Raw genomic sequence first — 22,050 nt, 5'->3', positions numbered from 1 at the left:
GCATCAGTATGGCGGTCGCCCACGGAATTATCCCTTAATTTCAATATACTCCTCAAATTTTCCACAATTCGCGCCTCAATGTTGCCGCCTTCTGCCTTCATTTCTTCCAAAATCTAAGTGGGGTGTCAGACCGTCCAGATGGCGGGAAAGAGGTAACGAATGATCGGACTAAGCAACCTTCTGCCAGGGCTGCCGGTCGTGAAACGGAAAAAGGCGATGCTGCGGTCCTCCGTGGCATCGCAGCTCAACCGCTTCAGCCGGGAAACTGATGGCAACATGTCCCTGTTCGCAATCAGCGGCGCCATGATGATGATGGTGTTCGGTGGCGTTGGGATCGACATGATTCAGTCGGAAGTGGAACGTACCCGCCTCCAGAACACACTTGACCGCGCGGTACTTGCCGCGGCTGACCTTGAGCAGCGTGTCGATCCGGCCCTCGTCGTCGAGGACTACTTCGACAAGATGCTGATGCCAGACGCCCTGACCAGCGTGACCATCACCGAGGGTCTGAACTACCGGAGCGTGACCGCGGAAGCCCGAGAGGTATTCCCGACCAACTTCCTCAAGTTGCTGGATGTTCAGGAAATGCAGGCCGTTGGCATATCGCAAGCGGAAGAACGCATCTCTGAAATCGAGATTTCGCTGGTGCTCGACATTTCCGGGTCGATGGGCCGGGACATGAAGATCGAAAATCTGCGGACTGCGGCAAAGGAATTTGTCGATACGGTCATCAACAATGATGACCCGGGTCTGACGACGATCAGCATCGTGCCCTACAACGCGACCGTGAACCTCGGGTCGACGCTGGCACCGCTCTACAATTTGACAGAAGAGCACGACATGTCGAATTGTGCGATTTTCCCGGACGAGGCTTTTACCTCGCGCAGCATTTCGCCCACGGCTGAACTGCAGCGTCTTTCGCACTTCGATCCGTACACAACCAACAAGTACACGACCGTTACTCCGGCATCGTGGTGCCCGATGGATGACTACGGCAACATCGTTGCGCACAGCAACGACAAGTTGGGTCTGAAAGACTTCATCGACACGCTTGGTGCAGGCGGCAACACCGCGATCGATCTTGGGATGAAGTGGGGCGTGGCCCTTCTTGATCCGGCATCGCGCCCGGTGGTCAATGCGCTGATCGGAAGTGGCGATGTCGTGCCCGAAGCAAGCGGACGTCCGTTCGCCTATGATGAGCCAAGCGCTCTGAAGATCGCCGTTGTCATGACGGACGGGATGAACACCACCCAGTACGACCTTGCACCGGAATACGCGTCGGGCATGTCGAACATCTACATCAACGATCTGGGTGACACCGATCCGACGAACGATCGCTTCTCGCACAAGATCGATTACGATACATACTACTGGGATCACGAGCGGAACAACTCGTGGAACCAGCGGTATCAGGAACAGCCGGATGGTGGCGTAAACGCCCGTCGCATGTCCAACGCAGAAGTCTTTGCACGCTGGGGCACCCGCGCCTTTGGCAATAAGTTCTTCCGCACGCCGTACTATGATGGAATGGTATCCTACCAGGAATACTATGACGCGTACTACGCCTACGACCCGATTGTCACAGGCAGCGAGGCGGACGCACGTCTGTCCACGATCTGTGCCCGGGCACGTGAAGCGGACATCACTGTCTTCGCCATTGGCTTCGAAGCTCCCGACGAAGGTCAGGCCGCAATGCGCGACTGTGCCTCCTCGCCGGCTCACTACTTCCCCGTGGAAGGCCTTGAAATCTCCGATGCGTTCCAGGCGATTGCCCGGACCATCGACCAGCTGAGGTTGACACAATGATCCGCCGTTTTTCTACCCGCCTGGGCCGTTTTCTGCGCGAGGAAAGCGGTGCCATACAACTGGTCCCGTTCGCACTTTGGACTCCGATGTTCATCGGGATCATCGTCGCCGGACTTGAGATGGGGGCCTTGTCCATCCGCCACACGCAACTTGAGCGTGGTCTGGATGCAGCCGTCCGCGAGGTGCGCCTTGGTACAGGTGAGAACCTGAGCCACGATGACCTCAAGGTGATGATTTGCGACAGTGCGCCGGTTCTTTTGGATTGCGACTCGATGCTGCGCCTCGAGATGATCCCGATGAGCCTGCGTGACTGGAGCACACCGGAACAGATCGCGGACTGTGAAGACGTATCGCAGCCCGTGCGCCCCCTGCGTCAGTTCGCGCCGGGTACCCCCAACGAACTGATGTTCCTCCGCGCTTGCTACAAGTACAAGCCGATCGTTCCGACCGGCGCCCTGGCAAGCGCTCTGCCCAAGGATAATGCCGGGTATACCGCCCTCGTGTCCTTCGCGGCCTTTGTACAGGAGCCGTTCTAATGTCTAGAACAATCAAAAACGCCACCACTCGCTTTGGGCGTGACGAACGGGGCAACATCAGCGTTGAAGCGATGATTGTCTTCCCAACCCTGCTGGTCCTGTTTGCCGTGTCCTGGGTATTCTTCGACGTGATGCGTCAGCAAAGCGTGAACCAGAAGGCCAACTACACCATCGGCGACATCCTGTCTCGTGAGACGGATATGTTGAACGAAGCCTATATCGACAACGCCCGGAACCTGCTCTTCCACCTGACCAAGGCCAGCGGCGACGATGTGGATCTTCGTATCTCGGTTGTGCAGTACACCGAAAACAACGGCGGCAACAACGGCCAGTACGAACTGGTCTGGTCGAAGGCCCGCGGTGACTGGTCTGCACTGGTCGACGGTGACATGGCGACATACATCCCGCGCCTGCCGATTTTGGCGCCGGGTGACCAAACCATCCTTGTCGAAACCCGTGACCTTTACGTGCCGACCTTTTCGCCGGTGGGACTCGAAACCTTCGACATCGCGACCTACTCGTTCACCCGTCCGCGCTTTGCGCCGCAGTTGATCTTCGAAGGCATCAACGATGGTTCGGACAAGCGCTGGCAGAACAACGGCTGGGGCAATGGTGATCAGGATGCGCCTGGAGGCTCGCTCTGCAACAACAACGCGGAGAACGCCGACGAAGGCTCGACCGATCCGTCCTGCACCGGTGACGCCAAAGGTGGCAACGGCAAGGGCAAAAAGAATAGCGGGACAAACGGCAGCACGTAACGCCTATCCCTCTCGCTTGGATATCATCACTGCGATGATGTCGGCCATAGGGCGGGTCTGACCTCCTGGCGTCACCCCGCCGACCGCCACCCGGCGCCCAAGACGCCACCACAAACCCGGCTGCCACGCCCGTGGCGCCGGGTTTTTCAATTTCAGCATGAACCCTTTGGATGGCTTCACAGCCAGCATGCCGCGATCCACCTTCTCGATCTCATCTACCTGTACGAGAACCCGCCCGTCGCTGTCCTTGAGCACTGTCTCAGTCAGGTAGAGCTTGCGCGTTGTGGCCTCTTGCAACCGGTGCGCAAACCAAAGGGCAAAGAGACCCAGTGCGATCAGAAACAGCTGCCATCCGATAGCTGCGGGGGGTTGCGCGAAAGCGATGTACAGCAAAAGCCCGCCAAGGCTCAGCATCATCCCGATACCGATCCACCGGCGCGGTCCTGACGGGTCGACCTCTGCAATAATGTCTTCGTTCATCCGGCACCCTTTCCCTGACGAGGTGCCGATACCCCAATCGCAAATCTATTGCGAGAGCCCGCGCGCAATCTCGTGCCCGCGCTCCTCGGGTTCGTCGTCCACCAGTTCCAGCGGAAACCCCGGCGCACGGATTGAAAGGCCCGTGGCCTCTTCCAGTCGCTCGATGAGCCGATCCGACTGTGCCCGATCCCCGTAGCGGGCCTGACCGTCTTTCACGATCTCGATCAGCTTCGGCGACATTTCGAGCGGAATGCCCTTATCATCCGCCAGTTTTTGAAACAGACCAATGTCCTTGAGCACCAGATCCAGCGTGAAATCCACATCGCGCGACCCCGAGAGGATCAGCTGGCTTTCGGTTTCATGCACGAAGGAATTGCCTGATGAGGCTTTGATCGCCTCGAATGTGGTCCCAAGGTCGATCCCATGCGCCGCCATCGTCGTCATCGCTTCGCAAAGCGTCGCAAGATGCGCGGTCGCCAGGTAATTGGTCATCACCTTCAAGACGCTGGCCGATCCCACATCACCGGTGTGCAGGACGCGCCGGCCCATAATGGTGAGGATGGGGAGAACGGTTTCAAACGTCGCGCGATCGCACCCTGCGAAGATCGAGATGTTGCCGGTTGCGGCGCGATGGCACCCTCCCGACACCGGGCAATCCGCCGCCTGTCCGCCGCGCGCTATGACGGATTGCGCCTGCTGCTTGATCGCCTCGGGATCTGTCGTGGACATTTCGATCCACGTCTTACCATGCGCGACTTCCGGCAAAAGCTGCTCAAGCACCGCCTGAGACGCCGCCGGGCTGGGCAAGCTCGTGACGACGACGTCACAGGCGCGCATGATCTGGCCAGGCCCCTCGCCTGCCTTGGCACCCTGCCCGGTCAAAAGCGCGACGCGTGCTGGGTCGAGGTCGAAGACCGTCAGATCAACACCATTGCGCGCCAATGTGCCGGCAAGTTTCGCCCCAACGGCCCCCAGACCGATAAATCCAACCCGCATCTCAGCCTCCTGCAAAACACTTTCAGCAAAGGTCGCGCAGACCATGCAGGTCTGTCAGAGCCAAAACCGACATTTCGATGAGTGACTTGATGGCTTTCGCGCCTATTCGGCTGCGATCCCGTCGGTGAACTGCAACCGGGCCAGCCGCGCGTAGAGGCCGTCCTCGGACACAAGCGCGTCGTGCGCCCCGGTCGCCACCACCTGACCGTCCTGCATGACGATGATGCGATCTGCCTTTTTCACCGTTGCGAGACGGTGCGCGACGATGATGGTCGTCCGTCCCTCGGACAGTTCATCGACGGCGCGTTGCACCGCGCGTTCGCTTTCCGCGTCCAGCGCACTGGTCGCCTCATCCAGCAACAGCACGGGTGCGTCACGCAGGATCGCGCGCGCAATTGCAATGCGTTGTTTCTGGCCACCGGACAGCATCACTCCACGCTCGCCGAGCCAGCTGTCATATCCATCCGGCAACGCCGCGATAAACTCATGCGCCGCCGCTGCCTTCGCGGCCGCTTCGATCTCGGCATCGGTTGCATCAGGACGACCGAACCGGATGTTCTCGCGTGCGGAATCTGCAAAGATCACAGGATCTTGCGGCACAAGCGCGATGTGTTTGCGGAAGTCATCGCGATTCAGCCCGTCGATGGAAACGCCATCCAGCCGGACTTCGCCGCGATCCGGATCGTAGAAGCGCTGGATCAGCTGGATGATCGTGGTCTTCCCCGCGCCACTCGGGCCGACCACGGCGACGGTTTCACCGGGCTGGATCGTGAGATTGACGCCATCAAGCGCGGCAACGCCCGGGCGGCTGGGATACGCGAAATGCACGTCGTCGAACACGATCTCGCCCTTGACCGGTTCCGGCAATCGCGCCGGATGTGCGGGGTCGGTGACCGTGTCTTCGGCATGAAGTAACTCGACCAAGCGTTCAGTCGCCCCCGCCGCGCGCTGCAATTCGCCGAATATCTCGGACAAGGCTGCCACCGATCCGGCGACCATCACCGCGTAGATCACGAACTGCACCAGTGAGCCCACGGACATCGTGCCGTTGCGCACGTCTGTCGCCCCGATCCAGAGCACACCAACAATGCCAGTGAACACGAGAAAGATAACAATCGCGGTCATCTGAGCGCGGGTCCAGATCCGACGACGTGCTGCGTCAAAGCTTTTCTCGGTCACCTCATCGAAGGCCCCGCGCGAGATATCCTCGTGCGTGAAGGCCTGCACTGTCTGGACCGACAACAGTGCCTCTGACGCGTTGCCCGAAGACGCCGCGATCCAGTCCTGGTTTTCGCGGCTGAGCTTGCGCATCTTGCGGCCGAGAACGAGGATGGGCACCACAACCGCCGGCACGATCAGCAAGACCATTCCGGTGAGCTTGGCCGAGGTGAACAGCATCAAGACGATGCCGCCGAAGAAGATCAGCACGTTGCGCAATGCGATGGAGATCGACGACCCGATCACGCTTAGGATGAGCGTGGTGTCGGTTGTGATCCGGCTCAGAACCTCGCCGGTCATGACACGTTCGAAAAAAGTCGGGCTCAAACCGATGACACGAGCGAACACCGCCTTTCGGATATCCGCGACAACCCGTTCGCCCAAACGCGTGACCAGCGCATAGCGCAAGGCCGTCCCGATGGCGAGAAGCGCGGCGATGCCCAGAGCGGCTGAGAAGTACAGGTCCAGAAGGGCTCCGTCTTCTGTGTTGAAGTTGTCAACGACGCGCCGCACCGCCATGGGCAGAACCAGGGAAACGCACGCCGTCGCTGTCAACGCAAAGAGCGCTGCGAACATCAAAAGCCGGTAGGGCGCAAGAAACGGCCACAGCGCCGACAATGAGCCCAGCTTCTTGGATTTCGCCCGTTCTTCGTTTTTCACGGGTATGCTGTTGGTGTCCGGCATCTGGAACCTGTCGATAGAACTGGCACGTGTTAAACCGTGGGCAGACCCCGAGGGTCAAGGCACAGCGCGGCAAATGGCCGTTTTGCCGCGTCTCAGGTCAGCGATGCTGGATGGTTTTCCTGGAGCGGGCGGCGGGAATCGAACCCGCGTCATTAGCTTGGAAGGCTAAGGTCTTACCACTACACAACGCCCGCTCAGTTAGACCTGACGTATGCGATGGGAACTAAGAGGTCAAGCGCCTCCCGAAGCTCGCCTGCGCGAAACCGGAAGGCGAAAACTCGAAGAGTCCAAGCGCAACGAATTGCGTCATTCGCTGGCTTGGACTTTCCTGGAAGGCTGCTCTTTGCCTGCCTCGATATACCGTCAGGACGTTTCCGGACCGAAGTCCAGGTCTTCGTGCCAGATCAACTGCGGCGCGAAGCGGGGACGTGTGAACGTGAAGTTGTAAAACAGTTCATCGGTGAGGATTTCGTCGATCGCAAACGGCGTCTCATAGGTTGAGTGCGTCTCGACCAAGATGATGGTTTCGTTGTCCAGCATCGTCGGCAACTGTTCAATCTTGGACGCGAGTTCGTTCGCATCCATTGACGCAAACTTTCCACGGGCCTGGGACCACTTGATGTCATAGGCGTCATCATCGGCATCGTACTGAACCGTGGTCACACGAAGGGAATAGACGTCTTCTGATCGAGTGAGGAAATTCAGTGTGGACACCATTCCGTCAAGATAGGCCGGGGTGACCGCATCGGTCTGTCGAGAGAGCGCATCCGAGATCGTGTACGCCGCTTTCGTGTTAAGGGACTTGAACCGAAACGCATCGTAGAGCGAGAACGTGGCCGCCAAGACCGTGAGCATGAATGGCACGAAGATCAGGGCTTCGATGGACATGTTGCCCTTTGTGTCACGAGCGAACGACGTCAGGCGTGTTTTGAGAAGTTTCAGCATTGGGGTTACCTCGGTTCCTGAACAAAGGCTGACCGGACGATCAGCTTTGCGTAGCCGTCATCATCCATGTCGATCGCGGCGGCCAAAGGCCCGGTGGGAAAGACAGGATTGTACTTAAGGCAGGCGCGGATCAGCATCAGATCATTGTCCTGCCCGGCTTCGAATTGTCGGACGGGACGCGGGTCCTGCTGAGAGTTGATGCAATCCGGCACTTCCGGCAGTGAGGTGAAGTTGGTGGGGTTCACCTGCTTCATCTCGAGCATCAGGTTGCTGTCGCACTCATCAATCACGGCCGCTTCTTCACAGATCTTCGCCCGGACATCCTCGAAGGTCGGGACATCCCCGGTGCTCAGGCGGATATCGCGTACGGCGATTTCGACCGCCCGTTCGAGCATCGCATGCCGAAGATTGATGTTTGCCAGTTCGATCGCCGCAGCAAGGATTACGAATATGACCGAGAAGTAGAGGACAAATTCGATGCTGGCCGATCCGTTTTCGTCACGACGAAAGCGTGAAAAGAGTTTTGTAAGACGCTGTGTCATTGGATCAGCCTCAGGTTGTTGATTTGGCGCGCCACCATGTCGAAGGCATCCGAGATTTCCTCGCCCTGGACATGGAAGAAGTGACTAACGGACGACGCACAGGCTTTCATGTCGTTGGTGGCCGATGCGTTCGTTTCGAAAGCGATCGTGAAGACAGTGACGCCAAGCTCTTTGGCAAGCTCACACTGCGCCAGAAGGTTGGAGATGTTGTTCGATTTCACCGAGAAGTTGTGATACGTGCCTGAACCTTGGTTGTTCAGCTCAACCTCGCTGTTGATCGCGGCTTTCGGATCGTTTGGACGGTATTGATCGGTGGTTTGTCCATCCGTCATAAGCACGATGTACTTTTCGGTCTCAGTGTCGTTCCAATCGATCGGTCGGCCTTCGAAACGAGAGTCCACCAACCCTTCAGTGATCAGGAAGCTGACCTCGTCACGGTTGCCCGGATCAAGCAACGCAAGCGCGTACTTCATGCCGTAGGGCAACCCGGTGCCGTCATACATGGGCATGTCACCGATGTAATCGACGAGAAACTGACGGTCCGCCGAGTAGTATTGGATCGTCGCATCCTCACCGGGGCACCAGCCCCATTGCATCACTTCACGATCGATTTCCCAGAACATGAAGTGCGGCACGTAGTCGTCGGACAGCGGCATGGCCGTCGTCATGAACTCATTGTCGTAAATCTCGACGCAGGATGACGGCATGTTGATGTTTTGATCGGAATCCGCGCCGGTAGTGGTGTCGGCAGACGTGTTGGCCCCACCTTCAGCAGCGACGAGTTCGATATTCGGTGAGACATACGAGTCGGTCCAGTGGACAATGTCGACACCGGCGTAATCGTATGTATTGCCCGGGAACTTGCCCTTGTGTTTGCTGGGTCCGATATCGGAGTCTTCCATGTTCTGGTCACCCTTGACCTGGAAGTACTTTGTGTCTTTTGCCCAGCCGCCTTCTATCGACATTCCCAGGAATTGGCCGGGAGAGCTCAGTTCACTGTCCTGCGCCATCAGATACGCCACCAGACCTCTGAAGAAGTGATCCGCATCACGCGGTGCATTGACGGGAATATTGGTGACCTTGTGGGCGCGATTGTAGACATCGTCTTCGTCCGTATCGAAGTAGAACATGACGGTCTCGATCGCATTCGGCCATTCGGGGAAAAACGTCGTCACGAGCGGAATGGTGGCGGCTGCGTCAGCACCCACGGGTGCATTCCCACATTCCGGCGACAAAAGTGCCTCATCAGCGTTCTCGGCGTTGTTGTTGCAGAGCGAGCCCCCGGGCGCGTCCTGGTCGCCGTTGCCCCAGCCGTTATTGCCCTTCTTAAGCTTCGGACGTTCGCCACGGAAGAAATCGAAAAGCGTGTCGCCCGGGTTCACATGGCCCGCAAAGGGAACGAGGTTGAGCGTTGTCACGCCAGAGGACTCGTCCGACATGACTTTCCTGACAAAGTCCTGCGCGGCAGGCTTCATCCGGGTCATCCGCTCATTGTGCCGCATTGAACCCGAAATATCGAGAACAAGCGAGATCTCCACATTCGCGATCCGCTCATCGGCAGTGCTGAGCGCCGGCGCCGTTAGAGTGTCCCAACCCGACATCCGCATGAAAAACGTGTCGAGGTCTGTCGAACCGTTGGCAGAAACGGTTCGGGCGTTCAACGCCGTCTCGACAGAGACGCCATTGAGTGCGCCGCTCATGCTGGCCTTGTTGAGATAGTCTTCCACAACGGTAGACGGGTCTTGCGTCTGGTCGAGGTCCGCCGCGGCGATCACCGCGCGGTCCATTGTGCTTTGTAGTGCGACCCGGGTGGATTCCAGACGCATCAGGTCAACCGACGCGCCCGTGATCACCAAGATCAGGACCCCCATGAAAATTGAGAAGACGGTGACGTTTCCGTCCTCCCTCTTCAGATAGTGTCTGACTGTTCCAGTATTCATCGTTTCGCCTTCCTGCTCCCCATGCGTGCAGCAAACAGTGGATGAATTCGGCGTAGCGAAGGTTTGGGGAATTCTCGGACGAAAACGCGTCGGATCTTTGACCGCTAAACTTTTTCAAAGCAGTGAAATCGGCACGTATCGCGTTGAAAAAATTGGAGAACTGTACTTTTTTGGCTGGGGTCTTATTTTTGGCCCATTCTGCAATTAATTTGAGAAAATCGGAGCAATTTGATTCTTCGAGGGTTCAAGACGCGTTTTCTTCGCCTGTTAACCATAATGATTCGCTTGCGACGAATCCGCGAATTCACCCTGTTATTCCAAAAACTTCCGCGAACTTGCTTTACGTAAGGGCAGCTTTGAGCATCATCGCTTGCGCGTTTTCTGCTCAGTTCCGCACTGTCTTCAAAGGAGTTTTTTGGCTTTAGCGAAAACCAGCAAGTTAAAGCTCGTTTGCTCACACTGCATCGGCAGAAACATGCCAGACGACCGGAAATCCGGATATCGTTCAGTGCTCACATGAGGAAAGTGGCGCTTCCTTGCGCTTTGCTCGCTTTATCCACGAATACAGCGTGTGAGTCCTGGCGATAGCCAGTTACAAGCTTGGAACTCATTACTTACCAAGGTTGCCGGCGCTTACTTCGCCGTCTCGGCGTTCAACACAACCTCGATTTCCGCCAACAGCTCATTGGTCAGGTCGCGGGTCGGTTCCCAGTCGATCTGATCCGCGTGCGCGACAAGAGACGCGTCAAGCGCTGCGGCCAGCTCTCCCAATCGCGGGAAGCCAAGTGTCGCCGCGACGCCCGCGATTTTGTGAGCGTTGTGACGAATGCCTTCCGCGGCCTCAGGTGTCGGCGCGGTCTGATCAATGTCATTCACCAACGCCGCAATACGCGCGCGGCGTTCGACGAGTCGATCCAGAAAGTCTTTGCGAATACTCGCGAGCCGCATGCTGAGTTCGGCTGCCCGCGATCCCTTATCCATAGAACTGGATTTCTGCGACGAAAGACTGGGCATGGCGGACTCCGTAACTTGAGTGCGGCCGTAACCCGATGGGCATCCTCAAAAGCCAGAGCCATGCGAGACCCGAGCTTTTCCCTGAATGATACCACACCGGCCAGCGCCGCGATGGCGTCATGGTGAAACAAGAATGCGGTACAAATTTGGCAGACCGTCTTCGCACGCGAAATTTCGAAATTCGTGACTAGCCCTGGCGAGCGTGCCACTGCGTCCAAGCATCTCTGACCTGTCCGCCAAGGGACATCGGATCGAATGGTTTCGTGATCACCTCCAGCGCTCCCGCTGTGATCAGATCGCGCGACGTCGCCTCTTCCGCCTTGGCCGTCATGAAGATCGTCGGAACGGTACGGTCCGCGTAATCCTGCTTCACACGCTGCCACAGCTCCGGCCCGGTCATTGCCGGCATCATCACGTCTAGCAGCAGAAGCTGGGGAGCGATACTGTCGAAAGCCTCCAGGGCGGCGGCACCTGAGTTGAATTGGTAGAGCTCAAAGTTGTCCACGACTTCCAGAGACAGTTTTGCGATTTCGAGGATATCCTCGTCATCGTCGACATGCAGAATGGTCTTGAGTTCCGGCATCGTGCCCTCCCTTTCGGGAGCGATACTACGCAACTGCCGTCGTCATGGAACGGGGTTTTGTCAGGGAAGCCTTCTCTAGCTCAAAATAGAAGGTACTTCCGCAGCCTTCTTCGGTCTCAAAGGCAATTCGGCCGCCATGCCGTTGCACAATTTCTCGGCAAATCGTCAGGCCAAGGCCGGTGCTCGGGATCGATTTGTTCTTCGGGCTGTCGATCTGGATGAAACTGTCGAACAGCGTTTCGTGGGCATGATCCGGTATCCCCGGTCCGTCGTCCTCGACTGAGACCCGCCAGCAAGAACCGCGATCCGAAATCCGCAGGACCACCCCTGCCCCTTCTGGCGAGAACTTGGCCGCATTCGACAAGAGATTCGACATCACCTGCATCAATCGATGTGGATCCGCGCGCACAAGGGCGGGTTCCGGCATCGTTTCGACAACGAACCTGACATGACACTCCGCTGCGAAAGGCGCATTCGACTCCGCCGCATCGTTCAAAAGTGCGCGGAGGTCCACATCCTCGGGGCTGATCATCAGATCCCCCGAATGCAATTTCTCCAAAGTCAGAATATCGTTCACGATCGCAAGAAGACGATCCGAATTGCGATGCGCCACATTGATGAGTTTCGAAACTTCGGGGTTCAACGATCCCATCGCACCGGATTCGATCAGGCGCAACGCACCCTTGATCGATGTCAAAGGCGTGCGCAGTTCGTGGCTCACGGTCGATACCGAACTCAACTTCAGATGCTCGTCGCGTTTGCGCTCGGTAATATCTCGCACGACTGAAACAAGGCTACGCGCGCCGTCGATCTCTTCGACCGCATGAGTCAGCACTTCGACCGGACCGCTGTCGTGCTCGAATTCAAACAAGACGTGTGACACCTCCCGCTTCAAAAGCGGATCGAGGTATCGCTGAAACGTCTTGAGTTCGGTCTCGATGAACATGTTCGTCAAGGACTGTTCCGCAGGGTCGTCGGCCGACCAACCTGTGCGACGCAGGAAAGCATCGTTCGCGTAGATCAATTTAAAAGTGTGCGCATCGTACACCACGATGCCGTCACGCAAGGCGTCAACGACAGCATTGCGACCGATCTCGGCGCCGGATGCCATGGCCGCAGAGACATCTGTATGAACGAAGATGGCCCCGTCCCGGCCTCCGTCTTTGGAAATCCGCGGCATAACCGTTGTCAGAACCCGAATGCGCGACCCGCTTTTGCTGGAAAGCTCCTGCGTTCCCGACCAAACCTCTCCGGAGGAAGCATCGTTAAGGGCGCCCTCATAGGCTTCAGCTGCACGGCTGCCTTGAACAAGGTCTGAATGCTTGCGCCCGATCAGATCGTCGGGCGTGAAACCCAGTGTGTTCGCAAAGGTCGTGTTGATTGACGTGATGCGACCATCCCGGTCCGCCACGCAGACCATTGCATGTTCGTCTAATGCGTCGTGATACGCGTGATGGTTCGGAGACGGTGTCCGCAGACGTTTTGACGCCTTTTTGAACCAAACTGCATTAACAACGCTCGCACTCAACGCGGCAGCAAGCAGAATGAGCGAGATTAGGACCATCACCGGGTCATGCTGCGGCCCAGGTGACAAATAGTGAACGGCACCGTAGGCGATTGCAGCAGCCGACAAAACAGAAAGAGCCACGGCAAAACCTGCCCGCGCCTTCACCTGCTTTTCGAGAACCTGCTTCATCTATCGCCTCGAACTCATACACTTGCCGTTAACGTAAATCCGCCCCGGCTTGAAGCGCACCATGGAAGGAAAATCCGGCACGAATTGGGCGATTAGGCATCAACTCCGGTCGGAAAAGCCGTAAAACGGGCGGAATACATGGATTTTGCGCCGACAACTGTCACCGGTGACAAGTGCTGTGCACCACAACTCAAGAGTGATTCGAGATTTCGCCGCCTCAACACATGCGCGAAACTAATGCGCGCAACACTCATGCGATGGCTTCTGAAACACGAGGTCGCCGCCGCACGTGCTGACATCGAATCGTTAGGACGCGCTATGCGACTTCCTGATTGCTCTGTCTGTCATGGCGAAGATCGACGCCCAAAAGCACGAGCTTTTCGGTCAACCCCCCATAGGGCCTGGGTTCGGCAATCTGGTCGAACCCCCAAAGCCGTTTGTAGAATTTGACGTGGCTTTCCCGGACCGACGCAACACCGAAATCCACCGCGTGTTTTTCCGCGAATTTGGCATACAGCCGCAAGGTACGCCGCGCCACCGGCAGGCGCATGCTGCCCAGATCGGGCGCGACAGAGAACCTGGCTCCGTCGATCAGGGTCATCCCGGCGGACACTTTTGGCATGAGAATGTCGGGAAAAGCAGTCATCGTCGCCGATGAATGGCTATCCTTGGTCAGGATATGCAGCCGGATCGTGCCGACAATCCTTCCGCACGACTTGATCGTGAAGATGTTTGCCGAAGGGGCGAAGTCGTACTGGTCGAGAAACGTCTCATCCGCCTGAGGGGCGATCAGCCCTTCATCCAGGTAACATTGATACCTGAACGCTCCGACGGCCTGCAGGTCTTCTTCAGACTCGACCTTTGAGACTTCGAATGTCTTGGCCAACAAGGTCAATTCCTTCCGTAGAGCTTTGGCAGCACGAAACCAACGCTTTGCTGGTACTTCAGATATTCATCTGCATACCGACCTCGTTTCAAAGCCCCCTCCTCCCGAACTGCGGAATACCCGTAGATGAAAAGCAACGTGGCGAAGACCACGAGCGAAGTAGGATGTGCTGTGCCGAGGGCACAGGCAAGCCAAAAAATCACGTAGGATACATAGAAAGGGTGCCGCATGTATCTCCACGGACCGGTCGTGATGATCCCGTCCGTATCTCTCTTCTCGTCGAAGGCGAGAGACAATTTCTTCTTCGAGTGTTTTGCGGCCCAAATGAACAATGCAAACGCCAAGAACATGATGACCAAAGGCGCTCCAGTAAACCTCAGGTCCCAAAGGAAGGCATGAAGAAGAAACGTAAAAATCCCAAACAAGGACAGCGAGGAGATGATATACATCCCCATCGGATACTTATCTGACACGAAATGCTGCTTCGTCGCCGCCGAAATCAGCAAAAAATAAGCGAGCGCGACGAAACCGGCTACGTAGTCAATCACTTGTGGCACCTCCCGCGAGATCCTTGACGGATAAGATGTGCCGACGGGCAATTTGGCCGAGGCGACCGCCTATCGGAACTCGAAGATTTGCTCACTGGTAAATGACCCAGACTCATCCCCGTGGTCTGGCACAAAAACACGCTAAGGATGTTAGGATACGACTCACACTGCCGCAAGTGTATTGTCGGATGACGCAGGGGGAGCGGTTTTCGCCGATTATTCGACGGTCGGCAGCAGCGATTTCGTTTTAGTTTCGCGCCGTCGCCGCGATGGGATGGTCAGGCTCAGACGAAGCGCTTACGGCTTCCGTAGCCTCCACGGTCCGGCTTGTGTCGAGCACCGTCGTGCAGGGCAATTCAATAAAGAACGTCGACCCTTTGCCGACTTCGCTGACATAGTCGATCGTGCCGCCGATGGCGGTCATGATCTCACGCGAGATATTCATGCCAAGACCGGTTCCACCGAAGTGCCGCTGATCAGATGAATCGATCTGCGAGAACCGGCCGAAAACCAGTTCCTCGGACCCGTCAGGAATACCAACACCCTGATCTCTCACGTTAATTCGAACGCGCCCTTGGGTTACGTTGAACCACACGTCCACATCTCCGTGGTCGGGAGAAAACTTCGCGGCATTGGAGATGATGTTGGCCAGAACCTGGCCCAAACGCGACGGATCGGCATGGACAAACACAGGCGCGGCGGCGTCGATATCGAGGTTCAAGCTGACCTTGTACCGCTCGGCCAGACCCTGATGGGATTGAACTGCATCCGCCACAAACCGCCGGACATCCACGGTTTCTTTCTCGAATTTCATCTGACCTTCTTCGATTTTTTGAAGGTCCAAAAGGTCATCCACAAGGTCCGCCAAACGACAGCTGTTCCTCGCCGCGAGTTGCAGCAAGGTCTGGGCTTGTGGCGAAAATTCGCCGAACTTGCCGGAGTTGATGAGGTCGAGAGAGCCCTTGATCGAGGTCAGCGGCGTCCGGAGTTCGTGACTCACGACAGCGACGAATTGTGACTTCAGGACCAGTGCCGCCTTTGCACGCTCATGTTCGATTTCGAGGTCTTCGAGGCGTTTCACGCCTTCCCGGTACATGCGCAGAAAGCCGAGCGAGCAATCGATCAGGAAGTACATCACGAAAATGACCGTGAAGAACTGTAGCCACATGTCGGACGACAATGGCGGGCGATACACCCATAGGTCGCGAACTGTGATGAGAAGGAACGAGACCCCATAAAACACCAGACGGATCGCCAAAGCGGTCGCAATCTGGTGATTGTTGAGCGCCGCATACAGCGCGCCTGCAAACAAGCAGAACAGCGCAGTGAACATGCCAACGCCGCTTTCCGACACGCCCACCCAGACGGCATAGACGCTGATGGCCAAGCCGCTGACGATTGTGTTCAGAATAAATCCGGAAAAGGCGTAACGGGTGGATTTCGCGTCATCGCTCTCGATGCGCTCCACCTTCTGGGCCAACCATAGGTCCACCAACTCGCAGGACATGCACACGGTGAAAAAAAGCGCCGCCTTCCATGGCTCGAAGAACGACCCCGTGAGGATGGCCACCGCCGCGAAGATCCCCTGGCGTTGCCACGTCAGGGTCATCACCGCACGGGAATAATCCTGAAGATGCTTGAGAAGGCGTTTCGGATCCGATGGCTCAAGATGGATGAATCTGGAAGCGATCATGGCCTGATCCACCGCGACCGGAACCCGCGCGCAACGCAGACGCGCAGAAGCGAACCGAACCGTGCCGATTTCGGGCTTTTGCATGTGTGCGCAGTAAAATGCATCAACGCTTCGCTTCGATTATTCCCCCAGTTGTGAAGGCTGATCCCAACCTCCCTGAAGGCTTTCCACCTCTTAGCCTTAAGAAATAGTGCCGGACTTTGGCAAAACCGTGATCAGAAAACGGTTATCTTGGGTTCGAGGGTGGTCCGACACCCTTGAATTCATGCGCAAACCTGTGCCGTGTCCGGACTACAGAAAACTTGAAGACGACCCGCGGCGAAGTCCGCAACACGTACACCGCATAGCCACAATTAACGCACGCTATGAACGATTTCCCGAAGACCACCAGCTCATAAGAACACCCGGAAAACTCTATCATTTCGGAAAAACCATGCCCCAAATCAAACACCGATGCGCCGTAAGTTTGCTCAATTGCTCCTGCATAAACGTATGAAGCAGAAAAATGCGCTGGCCTTGGAGAATCGCAAACGGCCAAGCGCGCCACTTGGGGTGTGCAATGAAAATCCTTGCTGTAGACGACGACGCAATTGCCCTCGAGCTTCTCGAGGTGTCGTTGATCCACGCCGGGTATGATGACATAGATTTGGCACGATCCGCGGCTGAAGCCATGACACTGATCGATGCCGCCGACACGACCTATGATTGCATGCTCTTCGATATCGTCATGCCGAACACAGGTGGGATCGAACTCTGCCAGCAGGTCCGCGAAATCCCGCGCTACTGCAATGTCCCCATCATCATGATCACCGCCGTAAAAAGCGAGGAGGTTCTGAAGGACGCGATCCTCGCCGGGGCTACCGATTATGTGCACAAACCCTACGACGGGCTTGAACTCGGTGCGCGGCTTCGCGCGGCATCCATGCTCAGCGAAGCCGCCCAAACTCTCGGTCGCAGCTACGCCCTGCAACACGCGACCGATGACACGTCCGAACCGTCGGGTCTCAGGTTGTCAGACGCCGTGACCCTCGAAACCAAGCCGGGCATCGTCACGCAAATCGCGCTCTGGGACCAGATGGCGAAAAGCGGTCCGCTTCCCGAAGGTGTACACGTTTTTGCCACCGCAATCGTCGGCGGGTCCGCGATCTTCAACAGCGTGTCGAACGCGATCTTCCGAAGCTTCTTGAACGAATTCGCGGTTGTCCTCGCGCAGACCACGCATGTCTGGACTCCGCAGATTTCGTATCTCGGGGATGGCGTGTTTGGTGTCGCCCTGCTCAAAGCTGATCCTGCGGATATCGAAAAAATCCAGTCAAAGCTGAAATCGACCCTCGGCGCAAAACCTTTCGAGTCCCTGACCGATTACACCGGCAAACTCAGCGCCTATTTCGAACATGTCCTTCATGCCGATGCATCGGACAAAACGCATGAGAATGCCGTTTGTACGTTGATTCAGGCCGGTAAGGCGGCAAGAGACATGGCGTTTAATCACAGCCCTGTCGAACGACAGCGCGATCTGCGCATGCAGTTTCTTGGCGATGGCAAGACCGGTCCCCTAAAATCCTGGGAAGTGCCGCTGGTACACCAGGTGCAAAAGGTAAAGCCGCGACGCGTGAAGCGGCGCACGTCCGAACGGCAGGATCGCACCTGAATTCTGTCAGTCGACCGAAGACGTCATTGCGGAGCCTGCGCGTCACACTCTCACTGCAACGCGGCTCACATTAAAGAAATTAAAGGCTAAGGAAGCTCAGCGCGACGCAGGGTCGATCAATCTCAGACCCGCGCCGGACACCTGTGCAGGCGCAGCCTTGCTCTTCCGCTTGCGCATCAACCGGCTATGTGCCCGCGCGACTGCACGATCGAACGTCTTTCTGACGCGATGTGATTTGCTCGTGTTCGGGCGGATGGGATTGCCAATCGACACCTCAAGCGCAAGCATCGAGCTGTCGTCATATTCGATATTCTTGTCTTTGAGCGCCTTTATGATCCGCTCCTCCATACTGACAGAGGATTCCAGATTCGACTTGTCCGAGACGACGATAAACGCCCCGTCGCCGCAATAGGCCATCATGCAATCATATTGCCGGTAGGCATCTGCAACGACTTCCGCGATCTCCGACAGGAAGTAGCTCAGTTCCTGTTCTGACGCGCGGGAAGAAATGCGGTCAAAATCATGCAGCTTCAACGCCACGACCTGGCGGGCCTCAAGACCGGCCAGCGACAGGTGCGCAAGATAATTGCACAGCGCGTTATAGTCGATGAGGTCTTCGACCCCATCAAGTTTGACCGGCTCAATCCGGTTGATCGAGCGCAGGCTGACAGTGGGATGTTCAATACGGGTTTCGGTTTCCGTCAGGCGCTTGGAATTGAGGTTCTTCGCCATGCGAAGCCGCATTTCCAACTCGACGATGTCGAATGGCTTGTTGACGTAGTCGGTCGCACCGGCGCGGAAAGCATTGTCCACGGACGCCTTGTCCGCAAGAGCCGTCATCATGACGATGGGAACCGACGCGAATTTCGGTGCCGACCGCAAGAGCTTGCAAAGCTCGATCCCGGTGAGACCCGGCATGCTGATGTCCATCAGAATACAGTCGAATTCGTCTTCAGCTTTTGACAACATTTGGAGGGCAAGTTTGCCATCATTGGCGGACACGATATCCGTGTACCCAAGATTGAGGAGCATGGCCTCCAGCACATCAATGACTACCGGATCATCGTCGACTGCAAAGATTTTCATCTGCCAGGCTCCCAAACACAGCGGCGTCTTTTGACACCTAACCAATTGTTTGAGTGGACACCCCACACAGGTCGCACGCCCACTCCAACCTCGATATTTTTCTCATTCAAATTGGGCGAGAATTTGCAGAATTCGTGGTTTCCGCATGTTCGGCAGAGCATTTGGCGTCGTATCCCGGCGGATTTTCGCCGAAGAAACCCGTGAGGTTCAAAGGCATCGGTGCATTTCTTCATTCGGCTATGCGTGCCTTCGAATTCGCAAACTCAAGGTCAAAAAGCGGAGTCTTGAAGTCGAAACCGGCACCGCTGAGCTGCCCCAATTCGACGTTTGCCCTTCTTTTTTTGCAATGTCATGTGCAGTTGCCAATGCAGTCACGGCGTAACGCCTGGCGAGCAGCCTTTCCGCTCTTGGTCCTGCGTGCGCTCAAAACCTGAGCGTGAATTCCGACTGACGGCGCAAATAGTGGCGGTTTGTGTCTTGCCGAAACCGGTTTCGTAATACAGCGTGAGTCGGGGGAGGTTCCGAATGACCGGCGATGCGACCGTTTTGACGGCTAAGAAAGCGACTGCGCGCGTCACGATCAGTGACATGGCGCGCGCGCTTGGGTTGACGAAGTCTACAGTGTCCCGCGCCTTGAACGGCTATCCTGATATCTCGGAAGCCACGCAGATGCGTGTCAAACGCATGGCGGAGCAGCTGAATTATCATCCGCTGAGCCACGCTCAGGCCATCAAGACAGGGCGTACGCGGTCGCTGGGACTAGTGTTGCAATTGTCCGACCACGATGCGCAGCGACCGTTTCTCGCGGAGTTCCTTGCCGGGTTGTCGGAAGGTGCCAGCACGGAAGACTACACGTTGACGGTGGCATCTGCGGATGATCACGCGCACCTGATCGCCACGTTTCGCAATCTCTTGCGTGATGGCAAGGCCGACGGTTTCATTCTTCCCCGCGCAGTCCAGAACGACCCGCGTGCACGGATGCTGCAGGACGCAGGCGTGCCGTTTGTCCTGTTCGGACGGCAAGAGGAACAGTCCGCCTGTTCGTGGTACGATGTCCGTGGGGAGGACGCGATGCACGAAGCCGTACTTCATCTGTCGCAACTCGGGCATCGGCGCATCGGCTTCATTAACGGAGGGCACGCCTACAGTTATGCGACACTACGCGAAGCGGGCTTCCTGAGTGGCCTGGCCCATGCGGGTCTGACAGAGGACCGCGATCTGATGATGTCCGACGCGGTGACGCAGGAGGCTGGTTGTGCCGCCGCCCATGTTCTGCTTGCCCGAAACAACCCGCCGACGGCAATCATTTGCGCCATCGATCGCGCGGCCTTGGGCGTCTACGCGGCCGCTGCGGAGCGCGGGCTGGCAATAGGCAAGGATCTGTCGATCATTGCCTATGACGGAATTCAGGAGGGGGCTAACGTATCCCCACCTTTGAGTACCTTTGCGGTCGACACTCGGGCCGCAGGCGTCAGACTTGCGCAACTCCTGATCCGGCAAATCCAGGGCGAGGCGCCGGACACGCTGCGCGAAACCGTGCCAGCGACGTTTCTGGATCGGGGGTCCACGGGACCCGCGATCACATGAACCACCAAGAAAAACGAAAATCCAATGGGAGGACGATTATGATACCAACACAGAAAATCCTGGTGCGCTCTGGCGTGGCGATGGCACTGGCCCTCGCGGCGTCGATGGCACATGCCGAAGAACTCCGGTTCTGGACAACGGAAGAACAGCCGGAGCGGCTTGCCCGGCAGGAGGCCATGGCGGCCGATTTCGCGGCTGCGACAGGCCACACGGTCGAGGTGATCCCGGTCACCGAAAACGATCTGGGCACACGTGCGACCGCGGCCTTTGCCGCCGGTGATCTACCGGACGTCATTTACCATTCGTTGCAGTATGCGGCCCCTTGGGCGGATGCCGGTATTCTTGACACGGACGCGGCGACCGATGTGATCGAAGAGCTTGGTGCGGGCACGTTTGCTCCGGGCGCGCTGTCGATGGCCGCGGTTGACGGTGGCTATGCGTCGGTGCCGGTGGATGGCTGGACACAGATGCTGGTCTACCGCGCGGACCTGTTCGAAGAAAACGAACTCGAGCCGCCGAACACCTATGCAAACGTCCTCGCCGCCATCGAAGCGCTGCATAACCCACCCGAGATGTACGGGTTTGTTGCGGCCACGAAGATCGATGAAAACTTCATGAGCCAGGTTCTCGAACACGTGTTCTTGGCGAACGGAGTGTCTCCGGTTGGCGCGGATGGCGTGCAAGAGCTGGATGAAGCCGCAACGATTGAAGTTCTCGAATTCTACAAAGCCATCGCTGAGGCGTCGCCTCCGGGTGATTTGTACTGGGACCAGTCGCGCACGCTCTACTTCAGTGGCAACGCTGCGATGATCATCTGGTCGCCGTTCATCCTCGATGAGCTTGCCGGTCTGCGCGATAGCGCGCCGCCCACGATCAATGATGATCCGACTTCCCGCGATCTGGCCGCTGCGACAGGTATTGTCACGAACTTTGCCGGTCCGTCCAACCCGGACGGCGCGGCCTGGGCGGATATCCGGTACTTCGGCATCACCTCCGACGCGGCCACAGACGCAGCAATGGAGTTCGTCAAATACTCCATGAACGAAGGCTACGGCGCGACGCTGTCGATTGCACCCGAAGGGAAATTCCCGGTGCGCCGTGGCACCGCCGATAACCCGAACGAGTTCGCGGACCTTTGGGCGACGCTTGATGTCGGTGTGGATCGGAAGGCACCGTTGGGTGAGCTCTACGACGCCGCCATGATTGACGAGATCGTGGGCGGTCTGGACGTGGCGCAGCGCTGGGGCGTGGCCGAGGGCCAGCTGTCCGCAGCATCGGCGATCATTAACAGCCAGGTCATCAACCGTCTGGTGCGCGAGTTCATCGACGGTGAGCGCGACGCCGCCGCAACGGTGGCCGAGCTGAACAGCGCAATCGCGGCGGTTCAGTAAATCAAACCCC

The 22,050-nt window shown here is 57.3% G+C and carries 19 protein-coding genes and 1 tRNA gene; 6 read left to right on the top strand and 14 right to left on the bottom strand.

The window, feature by feature from the left end; genetic code table 11:
• Window positions 1-159 precede the first annotated feature (159 nt).
• Genes BUA42_RS02080 through BUA42_RS02070 form a run of 3 tightly spaced genes read left to right on the top strand, consistent with a single transcriptional unit; the run spans window position 160 to window position 3,100 of the window.
• On the top strand, window positions 160-1,806 hold the full coding sequence (locus tag BUA42_RS02080; RefSeq protein WP_072776033.1) for a Tad domain-containing protein: 1,647 nt from the start codon (window positions 160-162) through the stop codon (window positions 1,804-1,806).
• Window positions 1,803-2,342, top strand: coding sequence for a TadE/TadG family type IV pilus assembly protein (locus BUA42_RS02075; RefSeq protein WP_072776032.1), 540 nt, complete (start codon window positions 1,803-1,805; stop codon window positions 2,340-2,342). The genes BUA42_RS02080 and BUA42_RS02075 overlap by 4 nt, the downstream gene beginning before the upstream one ends.
• Complete coding sequence (locus BUA42_RS02070) at window positions 2,342-3,100, top strand: TadE/TadG family type IV pilus assembly protein (protein ID WP_072776031.1); 759 nt, start codon at window positions 2,342-2,344, stop codon at window positions 3,098-3,100. The genes BUA42_RS02075 and BUA42_RS02070 overlap by 1 nt, the downstream gene beginning before the upstream one ends.
• A 3-nt stretch (window positions 3,101-3,103) precedes the next feature.
• On the opposite strand, the gene BUA42_RS02065 is transcribed toward BUA42_RS02070, so the two are convergent.
• The 13 genes from BUA42_RS02065 to BUA42_RS02005 all read right to left on the bottom strand — a co-directional run bounded on the left by BUA42_RS02065 (window position 3,104) and on the right by BUA42_RS02005 (window position 16,409).
• A complete protein-coding gene (locus tag BUA42_RS02065) occupies window positions 3,104-3,580 on the bottom strand; it encodes a hypothetical protein (RefSeq protein WP_084066076.1) in 477 nt (158 codons plus the stop codon).
• Window positions 3,581-3,625: 45 nt separating this feature from the next.
• Complete coding sequence (locus BUA42_RS02060) at window positions 3,626-4,576, bottom strand: NAD(P)-dependent oxidoreductase (RefSeq protein WP_072776693.1); 951 nt, start codon at window positions 4,574-4,576, stop codon at window positions 3,626-3,628.
• Window positions 4,577-4,678: 102 nt separating this feature from the next.
• Window positions 4,679-6,478, bottom strand: coding sequence for an ABC transporter transmembrane domain-containing protein (locus tag BUA42_RS02055; RefSeq protein ID WP_072776029.1), 1,800 nt, complete (start codon window positions 6,476-6,478; stop codon window positions 4,679-4,681).
• A gap of 120 nt (window positions 6,479-6,598) precedes the next feature.
• Window positions 6,599-6,672, bottom strand: a tRNA-Gly gene (locus BUA42_RS02050).
• A gap of 169 nt (window positions 6,673-6,841) precedes the next feature.
• Window positions 6,842-7,423, bottom strand: coding sequence for a TadE/TadG family type IV pilus assembly protein (locus BUA42_RS02045; RefSeq protein ID WP_072776028.1), 582 nt, complete (start codon window positions 7,421-7,423; stop codon window positions 6,842-6,844).
• Between the two features lie 5 nt (window positions 7,424-7,428).
• The gene (locus BUA42_RS02040; protein WP_072776027.1) at window positions 7,429-7,965 is read right to left on the bottom strand and encodes a TadE/TadG family type IV pilus assembly protein; all 537 of its coding nucleotides are present in this window, start codon (window positions 7,963-7,965) and stop codon (window positions 7,429-7,431) included.
• The gene (locus BUA42_RS02035; protein ID WP_084066075.1) at window positions 7,962-9,905 is read right to left on the bottom strand and encodes a Tad domain-containing protein; all 1,944 of its coding nucleotides are present in this window, start codon (window positions 9,903-9,905) and stop codon (window positions 7,962-7,964) included. The genes BUA42_RS02040 and BUA42_RS02035 overlap by 4 nt, the downstream gene beginning before the upstream one ends.
• Before the next feature lie 633 nt (window positions 9,906-10,538).
• Window positions 10,539-10,919 carry an Hpt domain-containing protein gene (locus BUA42_RS02030; RefSeq protein ID WP_084066074.1) on the bottom strand — a complete coding sequence of 127 codons (381 nt, stop codon included), beginning with the start codon at window positions 10,917-10,919 and terminating at the stop codon, window positions 10,539-10,541.
• A 187-nt stretch (window positions 10,920-11,106) separates the two neighbouring features.
• Window positions 11,107-11,502, bottom strand: coding sequence for a response regulator (locus tag BUA42_RS02025; RefSeq protein ID WP_072776024.1), 396 nt, complete (start codon window positions 11,500-11,502; stop codon window positions 11,107-11,109).
• Between the two features lie 25 nt (window positions 11,503-11,527).
• Window positions 11,528-13,198, bottom strand: a complete 1,671-nt coding sequence (locus BUA42_RS02020) for a PAS domain-containing sensor histidine kinase (RefSeq protein WP_072776023.1) — start codon at window positions 13,196-13,198, stop codon at window positions 11,528-11,530.
• Window positions 13,199-13,514: 316 nt separating this feature from the next.
• A complete protein-coding gene (locus tag BUA42_RS02015) occupies window positions 13,515-14,087 on the bottom strand; it encodes an N-acyl amino acid synthase FeeM domain-containing protein (RefSeq protein ID WP_072776022.1) in 573 nt (190 codons plus the stop codon).
• Between the two features lie 2 nt (window positions 14,088-14,089).
• Window positions 14,090-14,632: a methyltransferase family protein gene (locus BUA42_RS02010; protein WP_072776021.1), complete on the bottom strand. Its 543-nt coding sequence runs from the start codon at window positions 14,630-14,632 to the stop codon at window positions 14,090-14,092.
• A 247-nt stretch (window positions 14,633-14,879) separates the two neighbouring features.
• Window positions 14,880-16,409 (bottom strand): sensor histidine kinase, encoded by a 1,530-nt coding sequence (locus BUA42_RS02005; RefSeq protein WP_143152590.1) that lies wholly within the window; start codon window positions 16,407-16,409, stop codon window positions 14,880-14,882.
• Between the two features lie 475 nt (window positions 16,410-16,884).
• Here BUA42_RS02005 and BUA42_RS02000 point away from each other — a divergent pair, with 475 nt between their 5' ends.
• Window positions 16,885-17,976: a response regulator gene (locus BUA42_RS02000; RefSeq protein WP_072776020.1), complete on the top strand. Its 1,092-nt coding sequence runs from the start codon at window positions 16,885-16,887 to the stop codon at window positions 17,974-17,976.
• Window positions 17,977-18,072: 96 nt separating this feature from the next.
• Here BUA42_RS02000 and BUA42_RS01995 read toward each other — a convergent pair whose 3' ends face one another.
• The gene (locus BUA42_RS01995) at window positions 18,073-19,062 is read right to left on the bottom strand and encodes a response regulator (RefSeq protein WP_072776019.1); all 990 of its coding nucleotides are present in this window, start codon (window positions 19,060-19,062) and stop codon (window positions 18,073-18,075) included.
• A gap of 525 nt (window positions 19,063-19,587) precedes the next feature.
• On the opposite strand from BUA42_RS01995, the gene BUA42_RS01990 reads away from it, so the two are divergent.
• Both BUA42_RS01990 and BUA42_RS01985 read left to right on the top strand, forming a co-directional pair.
• Window positions 19,588-20,649, top strand: a complete 1,062-nt coding sequence (locus BUA42_RS01990) for a LacI family DNA-binding transcriptional regulator (protein WP_072776018.1) — start codon at window positions 19,588-19,590, stop codon at window positions 20,647-20,649.
• A gap of 38 nt (window positions 20,650-20,687) precedes the next feature.
• Window positions 20,688-22,040, top strand: a complete 1,353-nt coding sequence (locus BUA42_RS01985; protein WP_072776017.1) for an ABC transporter substrate-binding protein — start codon at window positions 20,688-20,690, stop codon at window positions 22,038-22,040.
• Window positions 22,041-22,050: the final 10 nt, after the last annotated feature.

It is taken from the genome of Marivita hallyeonensis (assembly GCF_900129875.1).
Taxonomy (GTDB): Bacteria; Pseudomonadota; Alphaproteobacteria; order Rhodobacterales; family Rhodobacteraceae; genus Marivita; species Marivita hallyeonensis.
The sequence above is the reverse complement of the archived record's forward strand: the minus strand, read 5'-3'. Positions and strand labels throughout refer to the sequence as shown.

Bases quoted from the DNA above. Each gene is read 5' to 3' on its own strand.
- BUA42_RS02055 (WP_072776029.1), bottom strand. From the start codon at position 6,478: ATGCCGGACACCAACAGCATACCCGTGAAAAACGAAGAACGGGCGAAA.
- BUA42_RS02045 (WP_072776028.1), bottom strand. From the start codon at position 7,423: ATGCTGAAACTTCTCAAAACACGCCTGACGTCGTTCGCTCGTGACACA.
- BUA42_RS02020 (WP_072776023.1), bottom strand. From the start codon at position 13,198: ATGAAGCAGGTTCTCGAAAAGCAGGTGAAGGCGCGGGCAGGTTTTGCC.
- BUA42_RS02060 (WP_072776693.1), bottom strand. From the start codon at position 4,576: ATGCGGGTTGGATTTATCGGTCTGGGGGCCGTTGGGGCGAAACTTGCC.
- BUA42_RS02040 (WP_072776027.1), bottom strand. From the start codon at position 7,965: ATGACACAGCGTCTTACAAAACTCTTTTCACGCTTTCGTCGTGACGAA.
- BUA42_RS01995 (WP_072776019.1), bottom strand. From the start codon at position 19,062: ATGAAAATCTTTGCAGTCGACGATGATCCGGTAGTCATTGATGTGCTG.
- BUA42_RS02000 (WP_072776020.1), top strand. From the start codon at position 16,885: ATGAAAATCCTTGCTGTAGACGACGACGCAATTGCCCTCGAGCTTCTC.
- BUA42_RS02065 (WP_084066076.1), bottom strand. From the start codon at position 3,580: ATGAACGAAGACATTATTGCAGAGGTCGACCCGTCAGGACCGCGCCGG.
- BUA42_RS01990 (WP_072776018.1), top strand. From the start codon at position 19,588: ATGACCGGCGATGCGACCGTTTTGACGGCTAAGAAAGCGACTGCGCGC.
- BUA42_RS02030 (WP_084066074.1), bottom strand. From the start codon at position 10,919: ATGCCCAGTCTTTCGTCGCAGAAATCCAGTTCTATGGATAAGGGATCG.
- BUA42_RS02080 (WP_072776033.1), top strand. From the start codon at position 160: ATGATCGGACTAAGCAACCTTCTGCCAGGGCTGCCGGTCGTGAAACGG.
- BUA42_RS02070 (WP_072776031.1), top strand. From the start codon at position 2,342: ATGTCTAGAACAATCAAAAACGCCACCACTCGCTTTGGGCGTGACGAA.
- BUA42_RS01985 (WP_072776017.1), top strand. From the start codon at position 20,688: ATGATACCAACACAGAAAATCCTGGTGCGCTCTGGCGTGGCGATGGCA.
- BUA42_RS02025 (WP_072776024.1), bottom strand. From the start codon at position 11,502: ATGCCGGAACTCAAGACCATTCTGCATGTCGACGATGACGAGGATATC.
- BUA42_RS02075 (WP_072776032.1), top strand. From the start codon at position 1,803: ATGATCCGCCGTTTTTCTACCCGCCTGGGCCGTTTTCTGCGCGAGGAA.
- BUA42_RS02035 (WP_084066075.1), bottom strand. From the start codon at position 9,905: ATGAATACTGGAACAGTCAGACACTATCTGAAGAGGGAGGACGGAAAC.
- BUA42_RS02005 (WP_143152590.1), bottom strand. From the start codon at position 16,409: ATGCAAAAGCCCGAAATCGGCACGGTTCGGTTCGCTTCTGCGCGTCTG.